The organism is Algoriphagus aestuariicola, assembly GCF_017254835.1.
Taxonomy (GTDB): Bacteria; Bacteroidota; Bacteroidia; order Cytophagales; family Cyclobacteriaceae; genus Algoriphagus; species Algoriphagus aestuariicola.
The window spans coordinates 1,173,412-1,195,083 of sequence record NZ_JAFKCW010000001.1 but is presented as its reverse complement, the minus strand read 5'-3'; the positions used below and the strand labels follow the sequence as shown (position 1 = coordinate 1,195,083).

The 21,672-nt window shown below is 47.0% G+C and carries 15 protein-coding genes; 9 read left to right on the top strand and 6 right to left on the bottom strand.

The window, feature by feature from the left end; genetic code table 11:
- Nucleotides 1–74: 74 nt before the first annotated feature.
- Together J0A67_RS05110 and J0A67_RS05105 are read right to left on the bottom strand one after the other, a co-directional pair.
- Nucleotides 75–1,085, bottom strand: a complete 1,011-nt coding sequence (locus tag J0A67_RS05110) for a zinc-binding alcohol dehydrogenase family protein (RefSeq protein WP_206568183.1) — start codon at nt 1,083–1,085, stop codon at nt 75–77.
- The gene (locus tag J0A67_RS05105; protein ID WP_206568182.1) at nt 1,082–2,128 is read right to left on the bottom strand and encodes an aldo/keto reductase; all 1,047 of its coding nucleotides are present in this window, start codon (nt 2,126–2,128) and stop codon (nt 1,082–1,084) included. Before J0A67_RS05105 ends, J0A67_RS05110 begins: the two co-directional genes overlap by 4 nt.
- 208 nt (nt 2,129–2,336) lie before the next feature.
- Here J0A67_RS05105 and J0A67_RS05100 point away from each other — a divergent pair, with 208 nt between their 5' ends.
- A complete protein-coding gene (locus tag J0A67_RS05100) occupies nt 2,337–3,338 on the top strand; it encodes a LacI family DNA-binding transcriptional regulator (RefSeq protein WP_206568181.1) in 1,002 nt (333 codons plus the stop codon).
- A 164-nt stretch (nt 3,339–3,502) separates the two neighbouring features.
- On the opposite strand, the gene J0A67_RS05095 is transcribed toward J0A67_RS05100, so the two are convergent.
- Together J0A67_RS05095 and J0A67_RS05090 are read right to left on the bottom strand one after the other, a co-directional pair.
- The gene (locus J0A67_RS05095; protein ID WP_206568180.1) at nt 3,503–4,639 is read right to left on the bottom strand and encodes a hypothetical protein; all 1,137 of its coding nucleotides are present in this window, start codon (nt 4,637–4,639) and stop codon (nt 3,503–3,505) included.
- Between the two features lie 43 nt (nt 4,640–4,682).
- Nucleotides 4,683–6,644 carry a zinc dependent phospholipase C family protein gene (locus J0A67_RS05090; RefSeq protein WP_206568179.1) on the bottom strand — a complete coding sequence of 654 codons (1,962 nt, stop codon included), beginning with the start codon at nt 6,642–6,644 and terminating at the stop codon, nt 4,683–4,685.
- Nucleotides 6,645–7,182: 538 nt separating this feature from the next.
- Here J0A67_RS05090 and J0A67_RS05085 point away from each other — a divergent pair.
- Together J0A67_RS05085 and J0A67_RS05080 are read left to right on the top strand one after the other, a co-directional pair.
- Nucleotides 7,183–8,706, top strand: coding sequence for an FAD/NAD(P)-binding protein (locus J0A67_RS05085; protein WP_206568178.1), 1,524 nt, complete (start codon nt 7,183–7,185; stop codon nt 8,704–8,706).
- Nucleotides 8,690–9,607 (top strand): AEC family transporter, encoded by a 918-nt coding sequence (locus tag J0A67_RS05080; protein WP_206568177.1) that lies wholly within the window; start codon nt 8,690–8,692, stop codon nt 9,605–9,607. Before J0A67_RS05085 ends, J0A67_RS05080 begins: the two co-directional genes overlap by 17 nt.
- A gap of 227 nt (nt 9,608–9,834) precedes the next feature.
- Here J0A67_RS05080 and J0A67_RS05075 read toward each other — a convergent pair whose 3' ends face one another.
- Together J0A67_RS05075 and J0A67_RS05070 are read right to left on the bottom strand one after the other, a co-directional pair.
- Complete coding sequence (locus tag J0A67_RS05075; protein ID WP_206568176.1) at nt 9,835–11,220, bottom strand: Gfo/Idh/MocA family protein; 1,386 nt, start codon at nt 11,218–11,220, stop codon at nt 9,835–9,837.
- Between the two features lie 198 nt (nt 11,221–11,418).
- A complete protein-coding gene (locus J0A67_RS05070; protein ID WP_206568175.1) occupies nt 11,419–12,159 on the bottom strand; it encodes a YoaK family protein in 741 nt (246 codons plus the stop codon).
- 327 nt (nt 12,160–12,486) lie between these two features.
- Here J0A67_RS05070 and J0A67_RS05065 point away from each other — a divergent pair, with 327 nt between their 5' ends.
- From J0A67_RS05065 to J0A67_RS05040, 6 genes are all read left to right on the top strand, one after another.
- Nucleotides 12,487–13,056, top strand: coding sequence for a hypothetical protein (locus tag J0A67_RS05065; RefSeq protein ID WP_206568174.1), 570 nt, complete (start codon nt 12,487–12,489; stop codon nt 13,054–13,056).
- On the top strand, nt 13,053–13,673 hold the full coding sequence (locus J0A67_RS05060) for a hypothetical protein (protein ID WP_206568173.1): 621 nt from the start codon (nt 13,053–13,055) through the stop codon (nt 13,671–13,673). The genes J0A67_RS05065 and J0A67_RS05060 overlap by 4 nt, the downstream gene beginning before the upstream one ends.
- Nucleotides 13,670–14,260 (top strand): hypothetical protein, encoded by a 591-nt coding sequence (locus tag J0A67_RS05055; protein ID WP_206568172.1) that lies wholly within the window; start codon nt 13,670–13,672, stop codon nt 14,258–14,260. Before J0A67_RS05060 ends, J0A67_RS05055 begins: the two co-directional genes overlap by 4 nt.
- A gap of 65 nt (nt 14,261–14,325) precedes the next feature.
- Nucleotides 14,326–15,081 (top strand): hypothetical protein, encoded by a 756-nt coding sequence (locus tag J0A67_RS05050; protein ID WP_206568171.1) that lies wholly within the window; start codon nt 14,326–14,328, stop codon nt 15,079–15,081.
- Between the two features lie 225 nt (nt 15,082–15,306).
- Nucleotides 15,307–16,740, top strand: a complete 1,434-nt coding sequence (locus tag J0A67_RS05045; protein WP_206568170.1) for a hypothetical protein — start codon at nt 15,307–15,309, stop codon at nt 16,738–16,740.
- Between the two features lie 251 nt (nt 16,741–16,991).
- A complete protein-coding gene (locus J0A67_RS05040) occupies nt 16,992–21,560 on the top strand; it encodes a molybdopterin cofactor-binding domain-containing protein (RefSeq protein WP_206568169.1) in 4,569 nt (1,522 codons plus the stop codon).
- The last annotated feature ends 112 nt before the right edge of the window (nt 21,561–21,672 follow it).

Genomic DNA, 21,672 nt, shown 5'->3' with positions numbered 1-21,672 from the left:
GTCTCCTGTCTCTCGTCTCTCGTCTCCTGTCTCCCGACTGAAAACTGACCACTGACCACTGAAAACCGCCTCCCCTACATTTCCACCAAAGCCTTGATCACGCCGGTTTCCGGAACCAGCCAGGACTGAAAATCATCCTTCACCCGATCAAATTTCACTTTATGAGTGATATACTTTTCCACTGACAATTTTCCAGTTGCCATAGCTTCCAACACCTGATCGAAGTCTTCCCTAGTGGCATTTCTGCTACTCATCAGCGTCGCTTCCCTCTTATGAAACTCGGGGTGGGTGAAAGCAATTTCTCCTTTTTGCAGGCCGACCAACACATAAGATCCTCCGTGGGCTATATATTGAAATCCCTGGTTGATTGCTGCCAAGCTACCCGTAGCATCAATTACTGCATCGCAATAGTCCCCATTGGTGATTTCTTGAATCTCTTTCTGAGCGTTTGCTCCAGCTTTCACTGCATGTGGGATGTTCCAAACATCACGGCAAAACTCCAGTCGCTTCTCAGAGATATCCATCGCGATCACAGTAGCTCCGGCGATCCTCGCAAATTCCATTACACCAAGCCCGATTGGTCCAGCTCCGACTACCAACACAAATTGACCCGGCTTCACACCTGCCCGGCGCACCCCATGAGCCCCGATGGCAAATGGTTCCGCCAAGGCAAGTTGATCCAAGCTTAAACCTTCTTTTTTCACCAAGGAGGCAACAGGCAAGGATACAAACTCCCGCATCCCGCCATCCTCATGAACTCCAAATACACTGATTTTTTGGCAGCAATTGGGCTTTCCATTTCTACAAGCCACGCAGTCTCCACAACTGAAGTATGGAATCACAGTCACCTGATCTCCTTTGCGAATGGCTTCACTTTCCCCGATTTCCAAGACTTCACCCGCAAGCTCATGGCCCAGAATTCTTGGATAAGAGAAAAAGGGTTGGGTTCCCTCAAATGCATGCAAGTCTGTACCGCAGATACCTACTCTCTTGATTTTGACAATGGCTCGTCCTTCGGAGACCTGTGGCTTTTCCCCTTCTTGATATTCAAAATGACCTGGAGAGGTGCAGCTTAATAGTTTCATTTTGTTTGGTTCAAGTTATATTCTGACAAATACCCGGCGATCAAGCCTTTTTCCTTACAAGCATTCCAAAATGAATCCCTTATGGTAGTTTGACAAAACTCCGCATTAGTCCTTATTCTATGCATTGACGTGGAGTTAAGAGCCAGGGAATTGACCCCTGGAAGCTGAAGGGCAAATTGGATACAGGCGTGGGCAGGATCTACCGCATAGGCTTCGCAGATGGCATAGAACCTCTTTCTCCAGAGCAATCTTTCATTGAAGGCGGCGGCATCGGAATTCATTTTTTGATAATCAAAGTAATCTCCCCCCACCAAGAATCCTGAATGAAAAACCGCCGAGTTGACTATCCCCACGCCATCCTTTTCCAGTAACCTCATAAATTCAAACAGCTCCGCAGGATGATCGTAAATCGTCATACTATTGGCTATCATCACCCAGTCGAGTGGGAAATGCTGATAAATCTTCTGGATTACCTTCCAATCTTTGGACCCAACTCCGATTGCCTTTACTTTCCCCGCAGTTTTCAACTCCTCCAAAGCCTCATAGCCCTCCAGAATATCTGCAAATCTCTTGTCATATTCTATTGGCGAATCCGCACCCTCCAAATACTCGTCGGGATCATGTATGGAAACCAACTGGCTTTCATAGCCTTTCAACAGCTCATTTCCCTCCTCGAAACAAGTTAGGATCCCCTGGTAACTGATATCCTGAACTGCGTCATGAGTCAAATCTTTCCAAACATCCCGCTCAAAAGTGGGTTCAGGACCAGTTAAAGGAGCTCGTTTCCATCCCAGTTTGTTGCTGATAAGTACCTTGTCTTTTGGGACTTGCAAATCGAAAAGCGCCTGTCCCAAGGTCTCCAGAGCCAATCCAGCACCATATTTCCCCGCCGAATCGAAAACTGCCCCATTTGGAAAACATTCAGTCGCTGTTCGAACTAATTCCAGCTTGTGAACATAAGATCTAGCTTCATAGAGATTTCCCAATGAACTAGTCCCAACAACCATGGAACCTAACTGTATCCCCGTTTTTCCTAATATCATGCTACTACTCTTGGACTTTATCACGTATTAGACCTAATATTATTTGGAATAAAAAACCCAATTCAAAACAATAATTCAATATTATGAAAAAGATGAAGAGTATGTTGGTCAAACGATTGACCTTAACGATAGCCGATCTCGTCAAACAAGATCCTGAGCACATTCTTTTCTGCTAAATTAGAGTTGAGGTTTAGCCTTAGCTTCCAAAATGAAAAAGAAGAGAACGAATATCTCAGACATTGCCAAAGCGGTACAGGTGACTCCATCGACGGTTTCCCGAGCGCTGAATGGCGGCGGAAAAGTCAGCGAGAAAAAAAAGCAGGAAATCATTTCTTTGGCTAAAAAACTCGGGTACCGACCCAACCCGATAGCAAAAAGTCTCTTGGAAAACCGCACCAATACGATCGGTCTTATCATTCCGGAATTCACCCATCATTTTTATAGCCGCATGTTGGCTGGAATAGAAAGCATCACTTCAAATTCTGGATACCAATTGCTGATATGTACCTCGAATGAGGACCAAAGTCAAGAAATCAAATCAATATATACGCTCTTGGACGCACGGGTAGATGGAGTCATAGCCACCATTTCCAAGGTGAATGATACGTTTGGGCATCTGCAAGAAGTGATGGACAACGATACTCCACTGGTTTTGGTTGATAGATTTTCGGAAGAAATCGAGGCTCCTTATGTAATCTCCGATGATTTTCAGGGAGCATTTTCAGCGGTAGACCATTTATGTCAGATTGGGTGCAGAAAGATTGTACACATCAAAGGCCCCGATAACCTCTCCACTACATTTAATAGACTTATGGGCTACAAGGAGGCACTTCGAAAACATGAGATTGAATGGGAAGAAGATTTGGTTCTTGAAGGAAGTAATCCTGATTTGGAAGAACAAATCAAATCCTGTTTAGAGACAAACCTCGTTGATGGAGCATTCGCATACAGTGATTACCTGGCTTTTGAGATTTACAAAGTCGCAAGCCAACTCAAAATCCATATTCCTGACCAATTAGCTGTGATCGGCTATGCAGACGAACCGATATCCACGTATATCACACCCACGTTGAGTACAGTAAACCAACAACCATTTGAAATGGGAGCGAAAGCTGCTCAGATTCTGCTAAATCAAATTGAGAATCCTGAAATACCGCGTGAATTCGTCAGTCTTCCGACTGAATTGATAATTAGAAAATCGATAAGATGAACTTGTCGTTCTAGAATAGGTGCCAACGTGCTTCGAAAAAGCAAAGAGGGATAGAAACACCATCCCCCTAAACTTAAAAATCAAGTGTTTCCCTTCCATTACGGTACCGTAGAATGATAGGATAAATTCGATGCTTCAACACAGACTGATTAAAACGGCTCCCACTATCCGGTTACAACAATCGTAATTCCGCCTTTTACTTGGCCATTTACCTGATTGGTGTTTACTATTTCAAAACCAACCGCCTGGCCTTTTTCAAGACCAAAGCCAGGCATTGTCATTTGAAGTGTTGTCTTTTTTACGGTTTTGTTCATTGACCGAAACATTTCCAGTGACTTTTTATGATCTGAAAAGCTGCTTTTTTCTGAATAGACACTGTGTACAATGGCATCCATTTCCTTCAATATGCCTGCTTGCCTGTCCAGATCCATCCCTTCTTTGGAAACAGACTTTATTTCCCACATTCCCCTGCTTCCCTTCAGGGAAAACTCCCCGCTCTCTTTATTGGCCAGTTCCAATTTTATCTGTGCCAAAGCTTCAGACTTCCCAAGTTCCAAAATCTTAAAATCCAACAACCCGGGATGTTGCAAGGCCATTACCTGCATTGCCGTCATCGGCCTAAATTCGATGGTTTCCAAGGCATTGGGCTGATGGACCACATTAAACATATATGGGCTGGCTTGCGGAACAAAATTCAAGTTCTTTTGTGCGATGTGACGGTCAATGCGTGGATCCAAGGCAAAAAGATCAAAAGGCTTATCAAGGGGACTAAATGACCATGTTCGGGCAAACAGGCACTTGTGTCCCGCTTCGCTGGCTGGCACTTGGTATATAAATTCCGCAACCCCATTGCTCGCAGGCAACAAAAGGCCAGTCATTTGGGTAACTCCCAGCTGTTGGGCAACGGAGGTGTTGAATCCAAGTGTTGGATCGGTGAGGAAAAACTCCACCTTGGGATAGGGAACCATCAAGTCCCCCCGGTTGTGCAGATTACACCGGATACTATACGATTTCCCTCCTTCAAGCAAAGTAGTATAAGCCCCAATATTATTGATTGGACTGATATTGATATCGGGTGAATTCCAAAAGGCAATGTTTGAAAAAGGCCTTAGGCCGATATCTCCGTGATAGGAACGGATAAAGAGAAACGAGCTTTCCTTGAAGGTTTCTGGCCGTGGCCTTTTGTCGTTTTTGCCGGAATAAATTTTTATCAGGCGCTTGGCGATATCCTTGGGATATGCCGTTTTTTCCTTTGTGAGCCCTTGGATGAATTCTCGGGCTGCTTCTATATTCTTTGACATTATCGTGCGGTTTAAATTTGAAAAATGATACTTTCGGACCCCTTTAGTGTCCTATAAAATCCAGCTGCACCGGGGTGATTGGCAACCCGTTCTTTTGCTGGTTATGCTGTATCAGCTCTTTGGGCTCCTCGAGTGAATTTGAGCCCCCGGCATCCTTCTGGGTCCAACAAACATATCCATAACCCCGGTCAGCATCCAGGTTAAAATCGGGTATCCTGCCCTTTTCCTGGACTCTCGCATAAAGCCACTCGGCCAGTGTGAGGCTATTCCCCAAAGTTGGAATCTGTTTCCTTTTCCTAAAAACCTCCGCCAAGTAGTCGCTGAGTTTGGATTCATCTCCTTCCAGATCGACCAGAAACTCCAAAAACTCCTTATCAAGGGGAATATTGTCAAAGGCATAATGCAAGGGGGTCTGCGCAAAATACGAATCAGGCCCCGCTACCGCGAAATTCGGCTCGGAAGCGGCCGGATCCACCGGGGGATACGCCAGGTGTTTTTCCCTGTGGAACAATTGGTCCAGAGGCCCTCCTCCATCCAACAGCACCTTCAGCTTCGGGAGTGAATTTTTCAGGTCACCGGCATTGAAGCCAAAAGGATCGTTAAATGAGGTATTCTTAAACTGTTCGAATCGCGGTTCATCCAGATGCTCGGCCATGGGAAACGCCAAACCGTTCAGGGAAACCCCCAACCGGAAATTTTGGAATGCCCCATACAAATGTTCATAGATTAGGCTAGCGGCATAGCGTATTCCAGCTGTCGTCAGTGTAGTCAATGCACCCAATACGGCGTCAATTAGGGCTGCCGCGGCAGCGACAGCCGCGATGACCAAGGCGGCCAGGATGATAAAGATTGCCAAAATGTTAAAATCCCCCGCAATGTCGGCCGCATCCTCGAGGAAGTCCCCTATGTCACCCAAGTTATCCATTGCGGTTTCCCAGACTTCCTCCAACTCGGCAGTCAGGGAGTATGGAACCGGATCAGGCAATGTGCCCGTTTCCGTAGCGCTCCTCAGCCATCTGTGCCAAAGTCGGTAAGCCGCGTCTACATCATCAGCCGAAATTTTCCTTCCGTACTCATTGTCATTGGATGCTCCCGTTTCGAACACCTCATTCAAGGTCTTTGATATCAGGTTGGCCAAGTCACCCGGAAGAACCGTGTGGGTATCCGGTACTGGATCCTCTTCCCCTATGGGGGTAATAGTTCCGTCAAAGTTGAAATTGTAGAAGGCATGCAGTTGGGATCGGTTCCAGTCCTCCGCGGCATGGGCCTTGTGGTTGAATACATCCTGGTAATTCTCCCCGGTCTTATGCCGCTGTGATTGAGTGCGGTATGCACCTCCATCGTTGATGTTTACAAAGGGATGTCCTACCGTGTCGGCACTTACATGGGTTAGATACCCGATCGCATAGAGGTGAAGGGGTGAGCCGGGATCTGTCTTCTCGAGTAATGCCTTTGCAAACCGTCCGGTTTTTCGATAGTGCATGGCATCAAACCACCACCACTCACCCTTGGGCTGACCATCCCGGTAAGGATGCCCAAGGACGTCAAAAACGTTGAAGTCGGTAATGAACTTCTTAACCATCTCAATCAGGCTAGCCAAAAGTGCATCAACTACCGCCTGCATATCCTTGAACAAGTCCTCAAGTTCACTCAGCGTCGAAGAATTCTCCACAACCGCATCAGCTGCAGCTCCCAAGGCCTCAATGGCATCGATAACGGGCTGGGGGACTAGAGACTTCAGGGATTCCTTGAAGTCGTCGAGGAAGTCATAGACTTCGTAATACAGTTTTACCGCGTCCCCAATCGGCAGGGAACTCCAATCCTTTGTGTTAAAAAAGAGAAAATCCGGCCCCTGGCAGCCTAAAAACAGATAGGGGAAATTCTTGCTATCAGACAATAGCGCCTGAAGCTTGGCATAGTCGGCATTGTTGCCTAATCCGCCTCCAGCCTGAATTTTTTGTTTCAGCGCTTGGGCGATCATGTGGTGCATTGCTGGACCTGGCATAATAAATTGGGTTTTGATGGACGAAAAATTAACAACTGACATCCTCGATAGGACGACGAAAAACTTAAAAGTCTTGATTGACTCACTACAATTTACCGAAAACGGAAAGCAACTTACCTTGCTTTTAAACCGGACAGGCTTGCTAACTAAAAAAAACCTCCAAACGGAACTGAAACTCAATTCAGAAGAAAAAAGACCGATTCGGTCCAGTCGACCTTAAAATCCTTGTCGCCTTTTTTAAAAAAACTCCGAGCCTCAGTCAAAACATTCTGTATCCAACTGAATAACTACCATAGAAAGCTATTTGGTTATTTTTAGAAAAGCAAAAAACCGCTCGAATATTTGAATCCCCAAACCCCTTAGAAAAAGGCGGGATTTACGAATCCCATTTGAACCACGACTTCAATGGTCAATCTGGCCACAACCTAATTAATACTAAGCCGTGCTCATACCGGTCTGCCTGAGCATTCCCCATGAAAATACTTGCTTGGTAAACTTATTGCCGAAATGGGCAGTTAAGAATAACTAAATCGGAAGAATGAGAGACATCACTGTAGGTATTATCGGTGGAGGGGCTTGCGGCGTTGCTGTGCTGGCGGAGCTAATGGTGCAGCTGAAAATCGCAGACAAACATAAAACCACAAAAATCCTACTCATAGAGAAAAGGAAAGAGCTGGGGCAAGGATTGGCCTTCAGTACCGATCAACCAGGTCACTTGCTAAACACGCAGGCTGATCTTATGGGTATCCATTCCTTCGAGCCAAACCACTTTTCCCTATGGCTCAAAAAACATGGGGAAGAGATCAAAAGCGAGGTGAAAGGAGGAAACCCTATCGATGAGTCCTACACCACACGTCGTCTCTATGGGGACTACATAAAAGAACAGGGCAAACACTACCTACAAGAAGCCAAAGAAATAGGCTTAGAGGTGACAATTGTCCATGACGAAGCAATTGATCTAATTTCTGAGAATGACCGATGGCTGATTAAGTTTACAAGTGGCCCAGCTAAAAAGGTCGATCATGTAATCTTGGCACCCGGAACGCCCAAGCCAACAGACTTTTCAGAATTTGACGAACTGAATTCCTATTTTGGCTTCCCTTGGCCAAGCGAGCCCATAATCAACGGCATTCCCAAGGATGCGGAGGTATGTGTGCTCGGTTCGAGTCTCAGCGCCATTGACACGATCATGACGCTGACGGATAGCGGCAACCACGGTAAGATCCGTCTTTTTTCGCTGGATGGATTGCTGCCGAGGGTTCAGCCCAAAGATGAATCTTCCTATCAAAGGGAGTTTTTGACGCTATCCCGAATACATCAAATTCGGCGCACGGCATGGAGACAGCCTAAAATCAAGGAATTGTTCCGCTTGTTTCAGCAGGAAGTAGAAAACTATGCTGGCCATTCCATAGATTGGAAGAACACGAGGAGAAAGGGAATTCCCGCCGATCGACTTCTTGAGGAAGATATCCGAATTGCAAAAACGGGTGGCGATGCCTTCATCAACATTCTTTACGATCTTCGCTACGAGTCATCCCAGATTTGGGATTGGCTTTCTATTTCTGAGAAACAACGGTTCAAACAGTGGCATGGCGCCTATTGGACGGTAACGCGCCATGCCATGCCCTTGGTCAATGCGGAACGGTTAAGTGGGCTATTCAAAAGCGGAAGACTGGAAGTCAACTCCCCCATGCATCAGGTACGCTACGACAGGGATAAGGAAAAATTCGTTTTTGAATATGGCAATGGACAGCGGCATGAAGGTGCTTACTTAATCAACGCAACAGGTCCTGCGACCAAAATCGAAAAAATGAGGTCCACCCTGATGCAAAACCTGTTGAAAAGCGGAGTGGTAGAAGACTATCCGGTTGGGGGAATCCTAGTGGACCCTGATCAGATGGAGGTCATCAGCCAAAAAAATCCCCATAAGAATCTCTATGCTGTGGGGCATATTTGCAATGGAATCTTGCTGGACGTAAACGCCGTTTGGTTTAATGTCAGGTGCATTGCCAAGCTCTGCAAGCACATCACAAAAAAAATACAACATGGAGGTTCTTCTTGAACTAGCCAAAAACCTGTTGCCTTTATTGGCTTTTATTGGAGTCGGCTATTTTTTTAAAAGAAGGTTCAGAATAAATCCAAGCGTCATTTCCACTCCCCTGGTTTTTGCGCTTATTCCTGTGCTGGTGGTCTACAATGTCTCTGAGGCCGATACTTCCAAAATAGTTCTTATCCCTATCCTCGCTTTTTTGGTTTCTTTAGCCATGAACCTACCTGCGCTTTTGGCGAAGAAAACCATTGCCAAGCAGGAGGACATCAACCTGCTAAAGAGCTCCTTCACCTTCTTTAATGTCCTGTTTTTTGGTTTGCCAGTTGTGTCGGCATTATTTGGAAGGGAAGCGAGCAGCGTGCTGATTTGTGTGTATCTGGGCACGGCCGTATATGGTGATATCATTGGATATTTTCAAGTGGCAAAGACGAAGCTCTCCACTAAGGATGCTCTGAAGGAAATCCTCAAGGTGCCTTTTATCTATATTTTCATAGCTGCTATTATCATCAAGATTTGGGGAGTAAAAATCCCGGAGGAGGCAGCCCCTATCATGGATGCGTTGGCTTGGGTGGTTTCTTCCCTGGGAATGATGATCGTCGGAGTGCATCTGAGCGACGTTGACCTCAAGAAAGTCCCCGTTCCCTATTTTGGAAAATTACTGGGATTGAGGACGCTTTCGGCAATCCTTCTTTCACTTTTGATTATTGGAGGAGAGTATTTGATTTGGGAAAATCTGCAAACCGACGATTATCTGATATTGGCTCTACTTCCGTTTTTGCCAGTCGCTTCCAATATATCCCTATTCGCTTCTTTTCTGGAGACGGAAGAGGAACGCTTTTCATTGCTTGTATTTCTTTCTATCATCCTTTCTTTTGTCCTTGTTCCAGCCGTAGCACAATTTTTCCCATCTTAAGATCTCGGATCCTGTTGGTTTTCATATTCCTCAGGGGAAAATTTGTTCGGTCACCGCATGGGATCAAATACGAGGCCTGCACCATCTCCAAGCCAATGGCATAACTACCTCCAGTGAGGACACCAACTTTCTTTTGAGATTTATGCCCCCGATTACCCTAGCCGCTGATGCATCGGTTGAATCTAACTAAGGATGCCTCAAAGCCCTTCGCTGTCCTCCGGGAATGCCTATAGCAACTTCATCCCTACGGGATCCCAGAGAATCGGCTTTTCCTGGGCGATACTTAAGTTGCAAGCAAGAGAGGGAGCCGCGGCCCTGAAGCCAAACTCGGCATCTTCGGGGATTGGAGAACCAGTTCGAACCCCATTAAAGAAGACCATCAGATGATCCACTCGGTCATCATAGTCTTCAGGTGCCTCAAATCTCATCGGTTCGCCTTTGGCGATGCCGCCCATGTCTGCCCCATAAGTGTCGGTATACCATTTTTGGAAGTCCTTCTTTTCTTCCGCCGAAAAGCTGGTGTAGGAATCATACCCGCCATATCCTGGCGCGTTGCCCCTTTTCAGCGTAGAAACCGTAAAGTCATTCCAGCCAATGGTAATTACGCCGTTGGTGCCTACCAGCTTCAAGCCGAATTCGCCTTTGCCTTCCCCGTCACAGAGATTGACGCGGGTAGTCACCTGAAATGAGTCATGCTGTTCGGTCTTGGGATAAGTCATGAGCGCATTGATGACGTCGTAGGCATCGCGTCCGTCTTTCCAATATTTTAAATCTCCTGCTCCAAATATCTTATTTGGCCCCTTTGAGTCAGTGATCGTGTGAACGGTCGTCAGGAGGTGAACAATCAAGTCTCCCGCAGCGCCTGTACCGTAGTCGCTGTAATTTCTCCATCTGAAAAACCGTTTTGCATCAAAGGGTACTTTGGGGGCATATCCCAAAAACGTGTCAAAATCAACTGTTTCCGGACTGGCATCTGTCGGGATGGAATAATTCCAGGCTCCCATCGTGTCACTTCGGTCACAATAGGCCGACACAAAGGTCAAATCCCCAATCACACCGGATTGCAGCACTTTCTTGGCTTCCAACACCGCAATGGAACTGGCTCTTTGGCTACCCACCTGCAATACTTTACCGGTTGCTTTTTGGGTATCAACGATCGCCTGTCCATCTTCTATTCGCTGCACCATGGGCTTCTCGCAATAGACATGTTTGCCTGCTTTCATCGCATCGATTGCTATCCGTTGGTGCCAGTGATCAGGTGTACAGATCAATACTGCATCAATATCCGGTTTGGCCAATACCTCGCGGTAGTCCCTGGTGGTGAAGAGATCCTTGCCCCATTTTTCTTTCGCATACTCCAGCCTTCCGGTATAAAGGTCACAGGCAGCGGCCAACTCTACGCCATCGATGGTCAACGCAGCATCTGTGTCATAGTGTCCGATAATCCCCGCTCCGATTAGTCCAATTCGGATTTTGTCATTGGATTGGGATTTCATTCCGGGTTTCAAAAGAAGGGTATTGGCCGATGCCGAGCCCGCCAGCCCGGTTCCCACGGAGGCGAGAGCCAGCGTGCTTCCCGCTTTTTTCAGAAATTCCCTGCGTTGATTTTTCATAGCTTGTGGGTTGTTGTTAATAGAACTATAGAATTTGTGATTACTTGAAACTAATTATATGCCTCCTAGACAATAGATCAAAATGCCCCCGCCCTTGGGCTACGGGTGTAGCGTATATCGAAGGCCATATCTAGAGATTCATAACCACATTTCGAATTTGCTCAACATGACCATCATCAAGGATCATTACCCCTTACCCTATGCCGCTTTCTGCTGTTTGTATCTTCTCTTGGTTCTGATAAAATTATACCTGAAATCATCGTAGAATAAACTAACAAGCAAAGTCAAAGCTCCGAAAATCAACGTGTTTAACTTGAGGTCTACTTTCGAATATAAGAATCCGCCGACAAATCCGCCCATAAAAAAGAAAAGTATGATGCTGGTTCGGAGCTTAATCGTGGTCATCAGTTTAGATCTGTTTGGATGGGATTTCGGAAATAATAATTGAGAAATTTCAATCCCCAGATCCGTAAAAAGACCGGTCAAGTGAGTAGTCCTTACCACTGCATTTGAAATCTTCGTGACGAAAGAATTTTGGAGACCCATTGCAAAAAGAAGCAGGCAAACAATCAAATCAGGCGATTTTAGCTCGACAATATTGCTCAGCACTCCGATGGACAACAGTACTAGGCATTCGATCAGAGTAGGCAAGACAAATACATTCAGTCGCTTGTTCTCCCTAAATTTCTCGATCAGGAAACTGGCAACAAATGACCCGAATAAGAATGAAAAGATGTAAAGGAAATACACCGTGCCTCTCCAAAACTCGAAATCGGCCACATCATTGATAAACAGCGCAAAATGTCCTGTCACGTTGGTTGTCAGCTGTTGGAAAGCCAAAAAACCGGTCACATTTACCAAACCGGCTACAAAGGACAGAACCGTTGCAATCCGGAGATTATGGACGAGGGTTCTACTTTTGCCCTGATGTCGAAACATGCTATTTTTCGTTTGGCTATAGAAATTCTACCTGAAACTATGGCTTTTGCATTTATCAAGCCTAATCTTGCCCACCCTACATAAACATCTTGCTGGCCGCCCGTGAATTGAAAGTGTGCCTATCCGCAAGATTAGTGCTTTGTACTTAACTTTTTTTAAATCGGGTATCAGCACCTAGAAAAAACCCTAGATCATTGGATTTTAGACCATTAATGTTTAGTATAGATAGGGCTCCAACGCCAATTTCCAGAAAACATGGAGCCTGGCGGCAGAAAAGCTATTCAGTATTTTTGGAGATTTTTTTAGTCACGACTCCCAAAAAAAACAATGTTCCGATTTGTGAAGAGAGGGCTGTTGATCGTAATGGTGACAAATCTTTGTTTGTGCCAAGGGAATCAGGCTTTGGCCCAGCGCCCACCTACCGGAGGAGCAGCGCCTGTGGAAGACAATGGTGTCAGTCCAGCAGTGTTCATCGTCGGAGGGGTGGCCATAGGGGCGGCATCCTACTTTTACATCAAGTCCCGCAGCCCAAAAATCTCGGTTGCCAGTCATTTACCTGACTACCTACGCTCCCATCAGATCATGCCCAATCCGGATGCGCTTGAACTGATGTATGCGCTAAATCCCTCCCTAAACAACATCGAAGTAATTCGAAGTAGTAAAAAGCTGAACCTACCGAGCTTCCCTTCCTTGGATCATGATGCTGCGAAAGATCTTGCGACAGAAGGCGGATCAAGTATTGCCGACGAACTACAACTTCAAATGGATCAGTTTCAACGCTCAAAAGGAGGTTTTGAGCAGATGATCTCACAAAACCCAAATCTGGCAGCTGAGGCAAATAGTGCAGAAATCCGGGCACTCATTTCGAAAGTTGAGACACGATTACCAAGCTGTTGACAAAGGATCTTGTTGCTGCATTCGATCAGACTTTGCAGGAAATTACCGTTGCCAAGAGAATAGAACCAACGCAGCTCGCATTGTTGGAGGGAATTGCAGCAAACCTTTCGGAGTTGCTTTCGGAAACCGGAATCTTGACTTTCAGGATGGAAAAAGATCGCTTGTTGGCCTTGGCAGCTCCTGACTTGGAAGAGCCCTATCCCACCTACCTGTCTACGCGTCTGAATGAAACTGATCTTCCCTCCGTCGAACTCTCTTTATTACGGTTTGAAACTATGGCACCGAGCAATACCATGGACTTTGCATTTGCAGTCTATATGTATTCAGAAAACGGAGAACTAATTACCGAGGGGCCGAAAGTAGAGGGGAAATTTACCGTAAGGTATGTATTGCCGGCCCTGAAGGATTTCGAAAATGCCTATCACACGATTAGAACGCCAGCCACTTACGCTGTGGCAGCATTTCCTCCAGCCAAGATGTTCTTTGTCGTGGAAGACATGAATGGGAACCGCATGAATGTCCAATATCCAACGATTGATTTTAGGGAGGAATTTGCGAAGCCCCAGCTCTATAATGAAGACCAAGTGATCGTAGTACCCTTGAGAATCAGCCCATGATTTCATTACTCAAGTATAGGGCAGCCTTGATCGCAGTGATATTCGGACTGTTTGGCGGGGCGATTTCCCACCTTTTAAAGATCGAAGAATTGACCTTCTACTATACAGCGCTGGCCAGCATCATCGCGCTGGTGGTCAATCTGATGGTTTCCTTCATGTTAAAAGGCAGATGGAACACCCATGTAAAATACTCCTTAAAGGCCGTTTGCCTCTTTCTGTTTGCGGGTCTGATTCTGATCTTATATACCCACACCCGGTATTTTCTGGAAGGTACGTTTCCTTACAAAGATTTTGAAGGCCAAGTCAGTTACTACATCAAGGGGACTGAATATACGCCCGTAGCCAAAGCCTTTAAACTGGAAAATCCCTATATCCATTCTGATGAGGACCTGATCCGGGAAGGTTTTGGCTCGCCAGATGAGAAAGACAAAGTATGGACCCAAGATTCCATCAATAAGGTCTGGATGAAATTGATCACCTCGTATTGTCTGATCGTCATTCTGTTTGTCGCCTTGATCTCTGTCCTTATAGAAATCCTGATGACCAAGTATGGGAAGTCCACCAAGAAACTGATCGAGGAAATTTAGCGTGGTGCCGAGTGACCGGGAATGATTGGAACTCTTCGCCAAGCATCCATCAAAAATTAACGGCTATGAAAACGACATTTCAAACTTTGAACACAGCAATCGGCCTTTTTGCTAGGATATGTTTCCTGATCTCCTGCGATCTGGACGACAAACCACCGTCCAACGCATTGGGCAAGTATGATTTACCTGAAGAGGTCGCTTCAGAGATCTTCACAAATGAAGTTCTGGCGATAACGGGAAGTTTAGAGCCGTTTCTGGATCTGATTCAACAAAACGGGATGAGGATCTATGAAGGCGATAGTCCGCCTGAGATTTACAGGATTATAGATTTCAAAACTGGTTTACGTGATGGCCAAAAATTCCATATCAAGCATGATTGTGTGTTTGACGGCAATTATCCCAGCTACCGGGATTCCGTTTTCGGCAGGTACGAAGATTATTTTTTGATACAAAAAGACGAAGAAGGCACCTACTGGTCTTTTCTGGGGTATTTCTCATTGGCGGATCAGTCCTTCCCCCAATATCCGGATAGTCTGGATACCGGATTTGGTGTTGGCAATGTCTCTGGAGCAGGAAATGATTTTACGTCGTTTGTAAAGGTTGAAAACGGAAAATATGGGACAACAAACTACGATGCGTTGTGGATCATCTCAGGAACCTATCGATTGGTCGACGGAGTGAACGCAGCTAATTCTTTGTCCAATGTCACCAAATGCATGGTCATGTTGGCAAAGACAGGGGACTCACAAAATGAATTGGCCAATGTCGGCACCGTCAGAATCTACAAGGACGACAATCCTACCATGATTATCAGATTCTAACACCTGCCATAGACCTTTTGTCGAACTAGTGAAGTGACTTCCGTGCAGCCCGGAATTCACCGACCACAGTACTCACCAGCCGATAAAAAATATATAAATCTTCAGTTGATCACTTAAAAAAAGCATTTAATAAAAAAGTAGTAAATATCTAATTTTCAAGTAATTAAATTGATAAATTAAGGATACGTTTTAAGATTATTTTTTCCAACACCAATCCTTTTTATCATGACTCCTACCCTATCCAAAAAGAGGCTGAAATTCGCCGTCCCCATTCTAATGATTTCCCTGTTTGCATCATGCGGCAGTCCAGAACCTGATGAAAATGGAAAAGAAACTGCTCACGGCAATACGGTCAACAACAATTTTCCAGACTTCGGAAGGATGATCAGTCCGGCCGATTTTCACAGCATGTATCCCGGAGAGAAAGTCTTTCAACTCAGCCAAGACTATCCCCTGGAGATGCCCGGTGAAGACCAACTCCCAGAATTTCTAAACATCCCCTTTGACGAAGATGAGCGTTGGATGGAATACATCAACGCCGTCCGTGACTATTCTTTCGAAGGCATGATCGACGTAAATTTTGTCGCTCAGGAGTCCAAAACACGGAAATGGTACCACATGCCCTGGATGCACTGGGGCCCCCAGGGTTCTGAGGGCTTTCATGGTTTGGCCAAGGAAGCGGAGATTGGCCCCTATCAACTTGGACCCAAACAGACAGAGCCACATCAAACCTATGCCCTGGGCTTTTACAATGAGTTTGCAGGCTACACCTTGGCGCAAATGTGGAAAGACGGGGACAACCCAGATCCTTACGCAACCCAAAAACCCCATGGTTTTCCCGTGGGGACCGTGATCTTTAAGCTTTTGTTTACCGATGCAGACGAAACAGACGCAGACTATCTGGTAAACCCGATGACTTGGAATGCGTACATTACGCCTTCCTGGAACAATGGCCTGGATACTGGAAGAGTGGTGAAGCCCATGCACCTCATCCAGATGGACGTGATGGTGAGGGACTCCAGAGCCGATAAATACGGCACCGGCTGGGTGTTTGGCACCTTTTGCTACAATGGAAAGCTGAATGACGGGAAGGAGGGGGCCTACCGCGCCGAAAATCTGGTCCCGGTTGGAATACAGTTTGGCAATGATCCCCAGGACACCACCAACTTCATCAACCCCTATCCTGTCTCACGAACCATCATTAATCCCAACCTTAAGCAGACCAAGATCAACCCTGATTCAACCCGCCTGCCTCCACAGCACTTGGGCTGGGGAGGAAGACTGGATGGTCCTGTTGATCTGAATACGTCCTCCTGTATGTCCTGCCATGCAACCGCTGAATTCCCCCAGATCGCCCCTTTGGTTCCAAAGCAGGCCTTTATTGGTGACACCAATGCCTTAGGCCAGTTGACCAAATTAACTGAGACCCAAGCCGCTGAATTCAAAAAGTATTTTGAAAATCTCGAATGCGCCACTCCCTATACCGCGGATGCGACGTCCTGCGATTTTTCCCTTCAGGTCTCTCTGGCACTGGGCTATATCACGGAATGGAAGGACGAAAATGTAGCCGGGTATTGGTACTCGGAATATGAGCGATTGCCAACCCCGATGAACAGGGACGGATCGCCAAAAATACAAGCTTCTCCACCACAGCAATAAGGCGGCATCTTCCCGATCAAAGAAGATCACTGACCCGAAAATCAGAAAGTTGTAGATCTGATGCTTTTGCACAGATTGGCGGTAGTCGAGTACACTGACATGCACCGAACCTTGCCAAAATTGATGTGGGTCGCAAACGTGACCAAAAAAGGCTTTTGATGGACAATCCCAATTGTCGTTCAAAAAGAGTTTTTAGAACATAAATCCCGGCAGACGATCTGCCATACAAGCCCAATTTTCAGCTAAACATTATGGAAAATACAGTTTCATTTTTTCTAAACGGTAAACAAGTCACCCTAAAAAACCCTGCTCCTGACCTTCATCTACTGGATTATCTGAGATCCGAATCTGTCGGTTTGATCGGTGCCAAAAAGGGATGTGGACAGGGCGGCTGCGGCGCCTGTACGGTAATCCTCTCCACTTGGGATGGAGAAAATCAGAAGGCAGACCACAAATCCATCAACTCCTGCCTCCGCCCCGTCTGTGCCTTGGGAGGAATGAGCATAACTACAGTTGAAGGTACTGGCGGAGTAGAGCGGCCTGAAAACAAACACCTGACCTTCACCCCCTCCGCATCGAGGGGAGGAGCTCCTGCGCTTTCCGCTCCACCTCCCGCATGGAATGAAGCCAAAAGCAAGCTCCTGAGACATCAGGAGAAAAAAATCTCAACGGCCTTAAAAAGCCTTAACGCCGATCTCTCGGATGGTATTTCTGTCAAATCCCTTTCTGAAGATGAGCACCGCGATACCCATGAGGGCATGAACCCGGTAGCACACCGTCTGGCAATCAACAATGGGACACAATGCGGCTATTGTACCGTTGGCTTCGTGATGAATATGACCGCTTTTCTTGCAGAAAACCCCTCGCCTACCAAAAACCAGATTGAGGAGATCTTCGACGGCAATATCTGCAGATGTACTGGCTACAGGTCCATCCTGACAGGCATGAAAACTTTTGCCTCGGACTGGACCAAGGCGGACGAAGCCAACCGCATGAAGTGCATCACGGAGGAAAAATGCAATGAAGTCATGGTGCACGATGCCATTCACATCCCGTTCCCTGAGGGTGCCAAAGCTCCGCTTCCCCCAGTGAGGGTCCTTAACACCCGCCAAAAATGGGTCACACCCCAAAGTCTGGAAGAACTGAAAAGCATTCTCCGGAAAAATCCGGGGGACAAATCAAGGATGGTATTTGGAAACACCTCTTTTGGCATTTACGCAGACGAGTTTCCTGATGTCGAGTTATTTATCGACATCAAGCTGGTTCAAGACCTTTACGGAATCCAGGCTACGGAGTCAGGGTTGGAAGTCGGCGCGTCAGTCACCTATTCCGAATTGTTGGATTTTTTGGACGGTCTAATGGCCTCCAAAAGCTTGTCACCAGTTTCCAGAATCGGCGCGCTGGAATTTATGTGCCATCGTACCGCGGGCATGATCGTCAGAAACGCTGCCTCTCTGGGCGGAAATACCATGTTGGTGTTGAAGCACATCATCCAAGGCGAACCGTTTCCATCCGATCTTTTCACGGCCTTGGACGGCAGTGACGCGATGATCCGAATCATCCGAATCAAGTCCGGAAAAACCTCCGAAGTAAAGATCTCTACACTGGTCAGTCAACTGCTTAAGCGTCCGGAGATAGCGTCAGATCTGATTGTATTGGGGTATTTTCTGCCGTTTGGAGAAAAAGACGAAGTGGTACTTTCACAAAAAGTAGCGCTTCGCGAGGTGAACTCCCATTCCATTGTAAACAACTGCACCAGAATAAAAGTCGAAAAGGACCTGAAAATCACCGAGGCGAGCATTGTCTATGGCGGTATCGCCCCGATTACCTGGCATGCGTCCAACTGCGAGCAGTGGCTTGTTGGAAAGCAACTGAGTTTGGATCTGCTGCCCAGACTAATCGGAATTCTCAGACGGGAACTCAGCAAAGAATTAGCCTATTGGTTAGCACGGGAAAGGTCTAAAACCCTCCCCTCTGAGGGATTTACCGATGCTTATAGGATCAATTTGGCCTGCTCATTTTTGTATAAGGCGGTCATCAGGGCCCTGGTCGAAAAGGACAAAAGCATGGTACCGAAAGAATTGCAATCTGCGGCGGAAATCAACTGGGGAAACTGGGGTCTCAGCAACGGCACCCAACACTATGTCAATCAGGACTGGAAAGCTCCGGTATCTCAGCCTTACATCAAACTAATGGCCTTTCATCAAGCCATGGGTCAGGTTCACTACACCCATGAGATCAAGATCCCCCCGATGGGAAAAAACGGCGCGTTCATCCAATCCAAGCGGTCCCTGGCCAATTTCCATTTCATCCATCCCGATACGGCAAAACAACTGGATATCGACGAATTGGAAGGGGTTTTAGCCACAAAATTCCCAGCATTTTACAAGCTCATCACCTATAGAGACATCCCGGCTGGCGGGCTTCAGCTCCAGGGAATGGGCTCGGATCAACCGATTTTAGCGAAAGACCAAGTTCTTTATCCGGGTCAGGTGATCGCCATGGTAATCGCTAACACGGAAAAAAACGCCATCGAAATCGGAGAATATGCTTCCGAATTCTGCGTGGCCTACTCTCCCATCGTCTGGTCTACGGGAGGAGAAAACTTCAGTTCGGAATGGCAGAAACCGATCATCAGCATTGACGATGCCATACGCATAGGCAGCATCTTTCCGGATTGCCCCAGCACCGCGCCTTTTGTGACCCACATCTGGAAGATCACACGTCCCGGCACTGAATTGTACTGGGCGGATCAATCCAAAGACCCGCTGGACAAAAAGCCAAATCTCAGGAAATCCAAGATTGATGGGGCAAGTTGCCTGCTTGTTGAAAATACCCAGATATCCGGAGAGCAGGTTCACTTTTATATGGAAACACAAGCCTGTGTGGCTTTTCCCCAGGATGACAATCAGATTCTCGTTCATCCGTCCTCCCAAAGCCCGCTGGAGATGCACCAGACGGTTGCCAGCACGCTTGCCGCAGAGCACAACAAAATAAACGTTGAAATCCGGCAATTGGGGGGTGGATACGGTGGCAAGACCGAGCAGGCAAAATTTGTGGTCGCGCCTGTGGTGGTAGCTGTGCAGAAGCTAAACCTTCCCATCCGCCTGGCAATGAAGCGTGAACATGATACCGCAATGATCGGAAAAAGACATGGTTACTATGGACAATATCAAATCGCTGTTGACCAGGGAGATATCCGACCCGAGGACCGCGGAATCATACGCGGTTTTTTTGTCAGAATGTGGGCAGATGGAGGTGCTTTCTATGACTGCTCCTATATCGTCAGCAACTGCGTACAGCTGCGGATCGACAATGCCTATAAGATCCAGAATTTTGAAAGCCAATTGGATGTCTGCCGAACCAACAAAGCTCCCAATACCGCTATGCGGGCCTTTGGAGACATTCAGGGCAAATTGATCTTGGAAAATGCCATCGATGATGCGGCGTTTTCCATCGGCATGGATCCCGCGGAATTGCGAATGAAAAACATGTACCGACGGGGAGACGTCACGCCTTTCGGTCAGGCCCTTTCTTATTGCTACATGAGGGATGTCTGGGACTATGTGGAGGAAAAGAGCAACTATAGAAATCGGGTCAAAGATGTTGATGCCTTCAACAGAGCCAATAAGTGGAAGAAAAGAGGTATTTACATGCTCCCGGTCAAGTATGGATCCGGCTACAACCTGGTCATGATCGAGCAGGCTGCAGCCATCGTTTCGGTCTATTCCGGAGACGGCAGCATCTCCATCAACCAGGGAGGTGTGGATATGGGGCAGGGAATGATGACCAAGGTGGAACAAATTGCGTCCTATGTTCTCAATGTTCCCATGGATCTGATCCAGATTCATGGGCCAAGCACCCGCGTGATCCCAAATCCAACTAGCACCGGAGGCTCGACCGGCACCGCCTACAATGGGGAAGCGGTCAAGCAAGCCTGCGAAAAAATGCGCAGCAGGATAAATGAGTTTGGATACAAACTCCTGAAAGACAATGGAGAAGAATGGTGCAAAGAGCAGGGAATCGATTTTTGGAACTACGGCAAAGCAGGCTGGTCAGCTGCCGTCAAAAGGCCTATTGATGTGCATCCCAAGCTTATCTGGCAAAATTTGGTTGCCCTGGCCTATCAGTACCGGGTGGATTTGATTGCGTCTTTTACCGCACCCATCCCCGGCGGCACCACTCCGATACCAGCCATGACCTTCAAATCTCTGGAAGAGAACAAGGCTATTCCCGGTATTTCCATCGCCGATGACGTATCTACGGCCGGCGCAGTGGACTCCTTTATCGGATTTACATTTTCCGCTGCCTGTTCGGAAGTAGAAGTAGACGTGCTCACCGGCGAGGTCAAGATTCTCCGGTCGGACATTGTCTATGATATGGGCTGGAGTCTGAATCCGGCCATAGACATCGGTCAGGTCGAAGGTGCATTTGTGCAGGGTATCGGTTACGTCTTGACTGAGAAACTCGTGTTTGAACCGGAGGGAGAAGAAAAAGGGAGACTTAACACCCTGAATACCTGGCGGTACAAACCACCGGCAACAACCACCATTCCCTTGGAAATGAATACCTACCTATATCCCAGAAACAACTCCTCGGAAGTGCCGGAAAACCCCAACGACTTGTTTTCCTCAAAGGAAGTCGGTGAGCCGCCGCTGGTATTGGCCAGCTCTGTTTTCTTTGCCATCAAGTCCGCAATTCGGGCTTCCAGATTGGAACGGGGGCTTCCGGGATTGTTCAAGCTCGATGCTCCGGCCACCGTACAGGAAGTCAGCCGGGTTTTGGAGGTGAACCCAAAGGACTATGCGAGTAAAACCTAGAGTGCCAGTGGCGCGGGACTTTGAGTTGGAAGCTATTGCAAAACAAAGCCCTCGCCCCCAAAGTTGACTTAGCTTAGCTTTGATTGAAATTGGAAAAAAAGCTCAATGGACG

Coding starts and splice junctions, on each gene's coding strand:
- J0A67_RS05050 (WP_206568171.1), top strand. CDS start 14,326: ATGAAAACGACATTTCAAACTTTGAACACAGCAATCGGCCTTTTTGCT.
- J0A67_RS05095 (WP_206568180.1), bottom strand. CDS start 4,639: ATGTCAAAGAATATAGAAGCAGCCCGAGAATTCATCCAAGGGCTCACA.
- J0A67_RS05055 (WP_206568172.1), top strand. CDS start 13,670: ATGATTTCATTACTCAAGTATAGGGCAGCCTTGATCGCAGTGATATTC.
- J0A67_RS05080 (WP_206568177.1), top strand. CDS start 8,690: ATGGAGGTTCTTCTTGAACTAGCCAAAAACCTGTTGCCTTTATTGGCT.
- J0A67_RS05045 (WP_206568170.1), top strand. CDS start 15,307: ATGACTCCTACCCTATCCAAAAAGAGGCTGAAATTCGCCGTCCCCATT.
- J0A67_RS05075 (WP_206568176.1), bottom strand. CDS start 11,220: ATGAAAAATCAACGCAGGGAATTTCTGAAAAAAGCGGGAAGCACGCTG.
- J0A67_RS05090 (WP_206568179.1), bottom strand. CDS start 6,644: ATGCCAGGTCCAGCAATGCACCACATGATCGCCCAAGCGCTGAAACAA.
- J0A67_RS05070 (WP_206568175.1), bottom strand. CDS start 12,159: ATGTTTCGACATCAGGGCAAAAGTAGAACCCTCGTCCATAATCTCCGG.
- J0A67_RS05100 (WP_206568181.1), top strand. CDS start 2,337: ATGAAAAAGAAGAGAACGAATATCTCAGACATTGCCAAAGCGGTACAG.
- J0A67_RS05085 (WP_206568178.1), top strand. CDS start 7,183: ATGAGAGACATCACTGTAGGTATTATCGGTGGAGGGGCTTGCGGCGTT.
- J0A67_RS05065 (WP_206568174.1), top strand. CDS start 12,487: ATGTTCCGATTTGTGAAGAGAGGGCTGTTGATCGTAATGGTGACAAAT.
- J0A67_RS05105 (WP_206568182.1), bottom strand. CDS start 2,128: ATGATATTAGGAAAAACGGGGATACAGTTAGGTTCCATGGTTGTTGGG.
- J0A67_RS05110 (WP_206568183.1), bottom strand. CDS start 1,085: ATGAAACTATTAAGCTGCACCTCTCCAGGTCATTTTGAATATCAAGAA.
- J0A67_RS05040 (WP_206568169.1), top strand. CDS start 16,992: ATGGAAAATACAGTTTCATTTTTTCTAAACGGTAAACAAGTCACCCTA.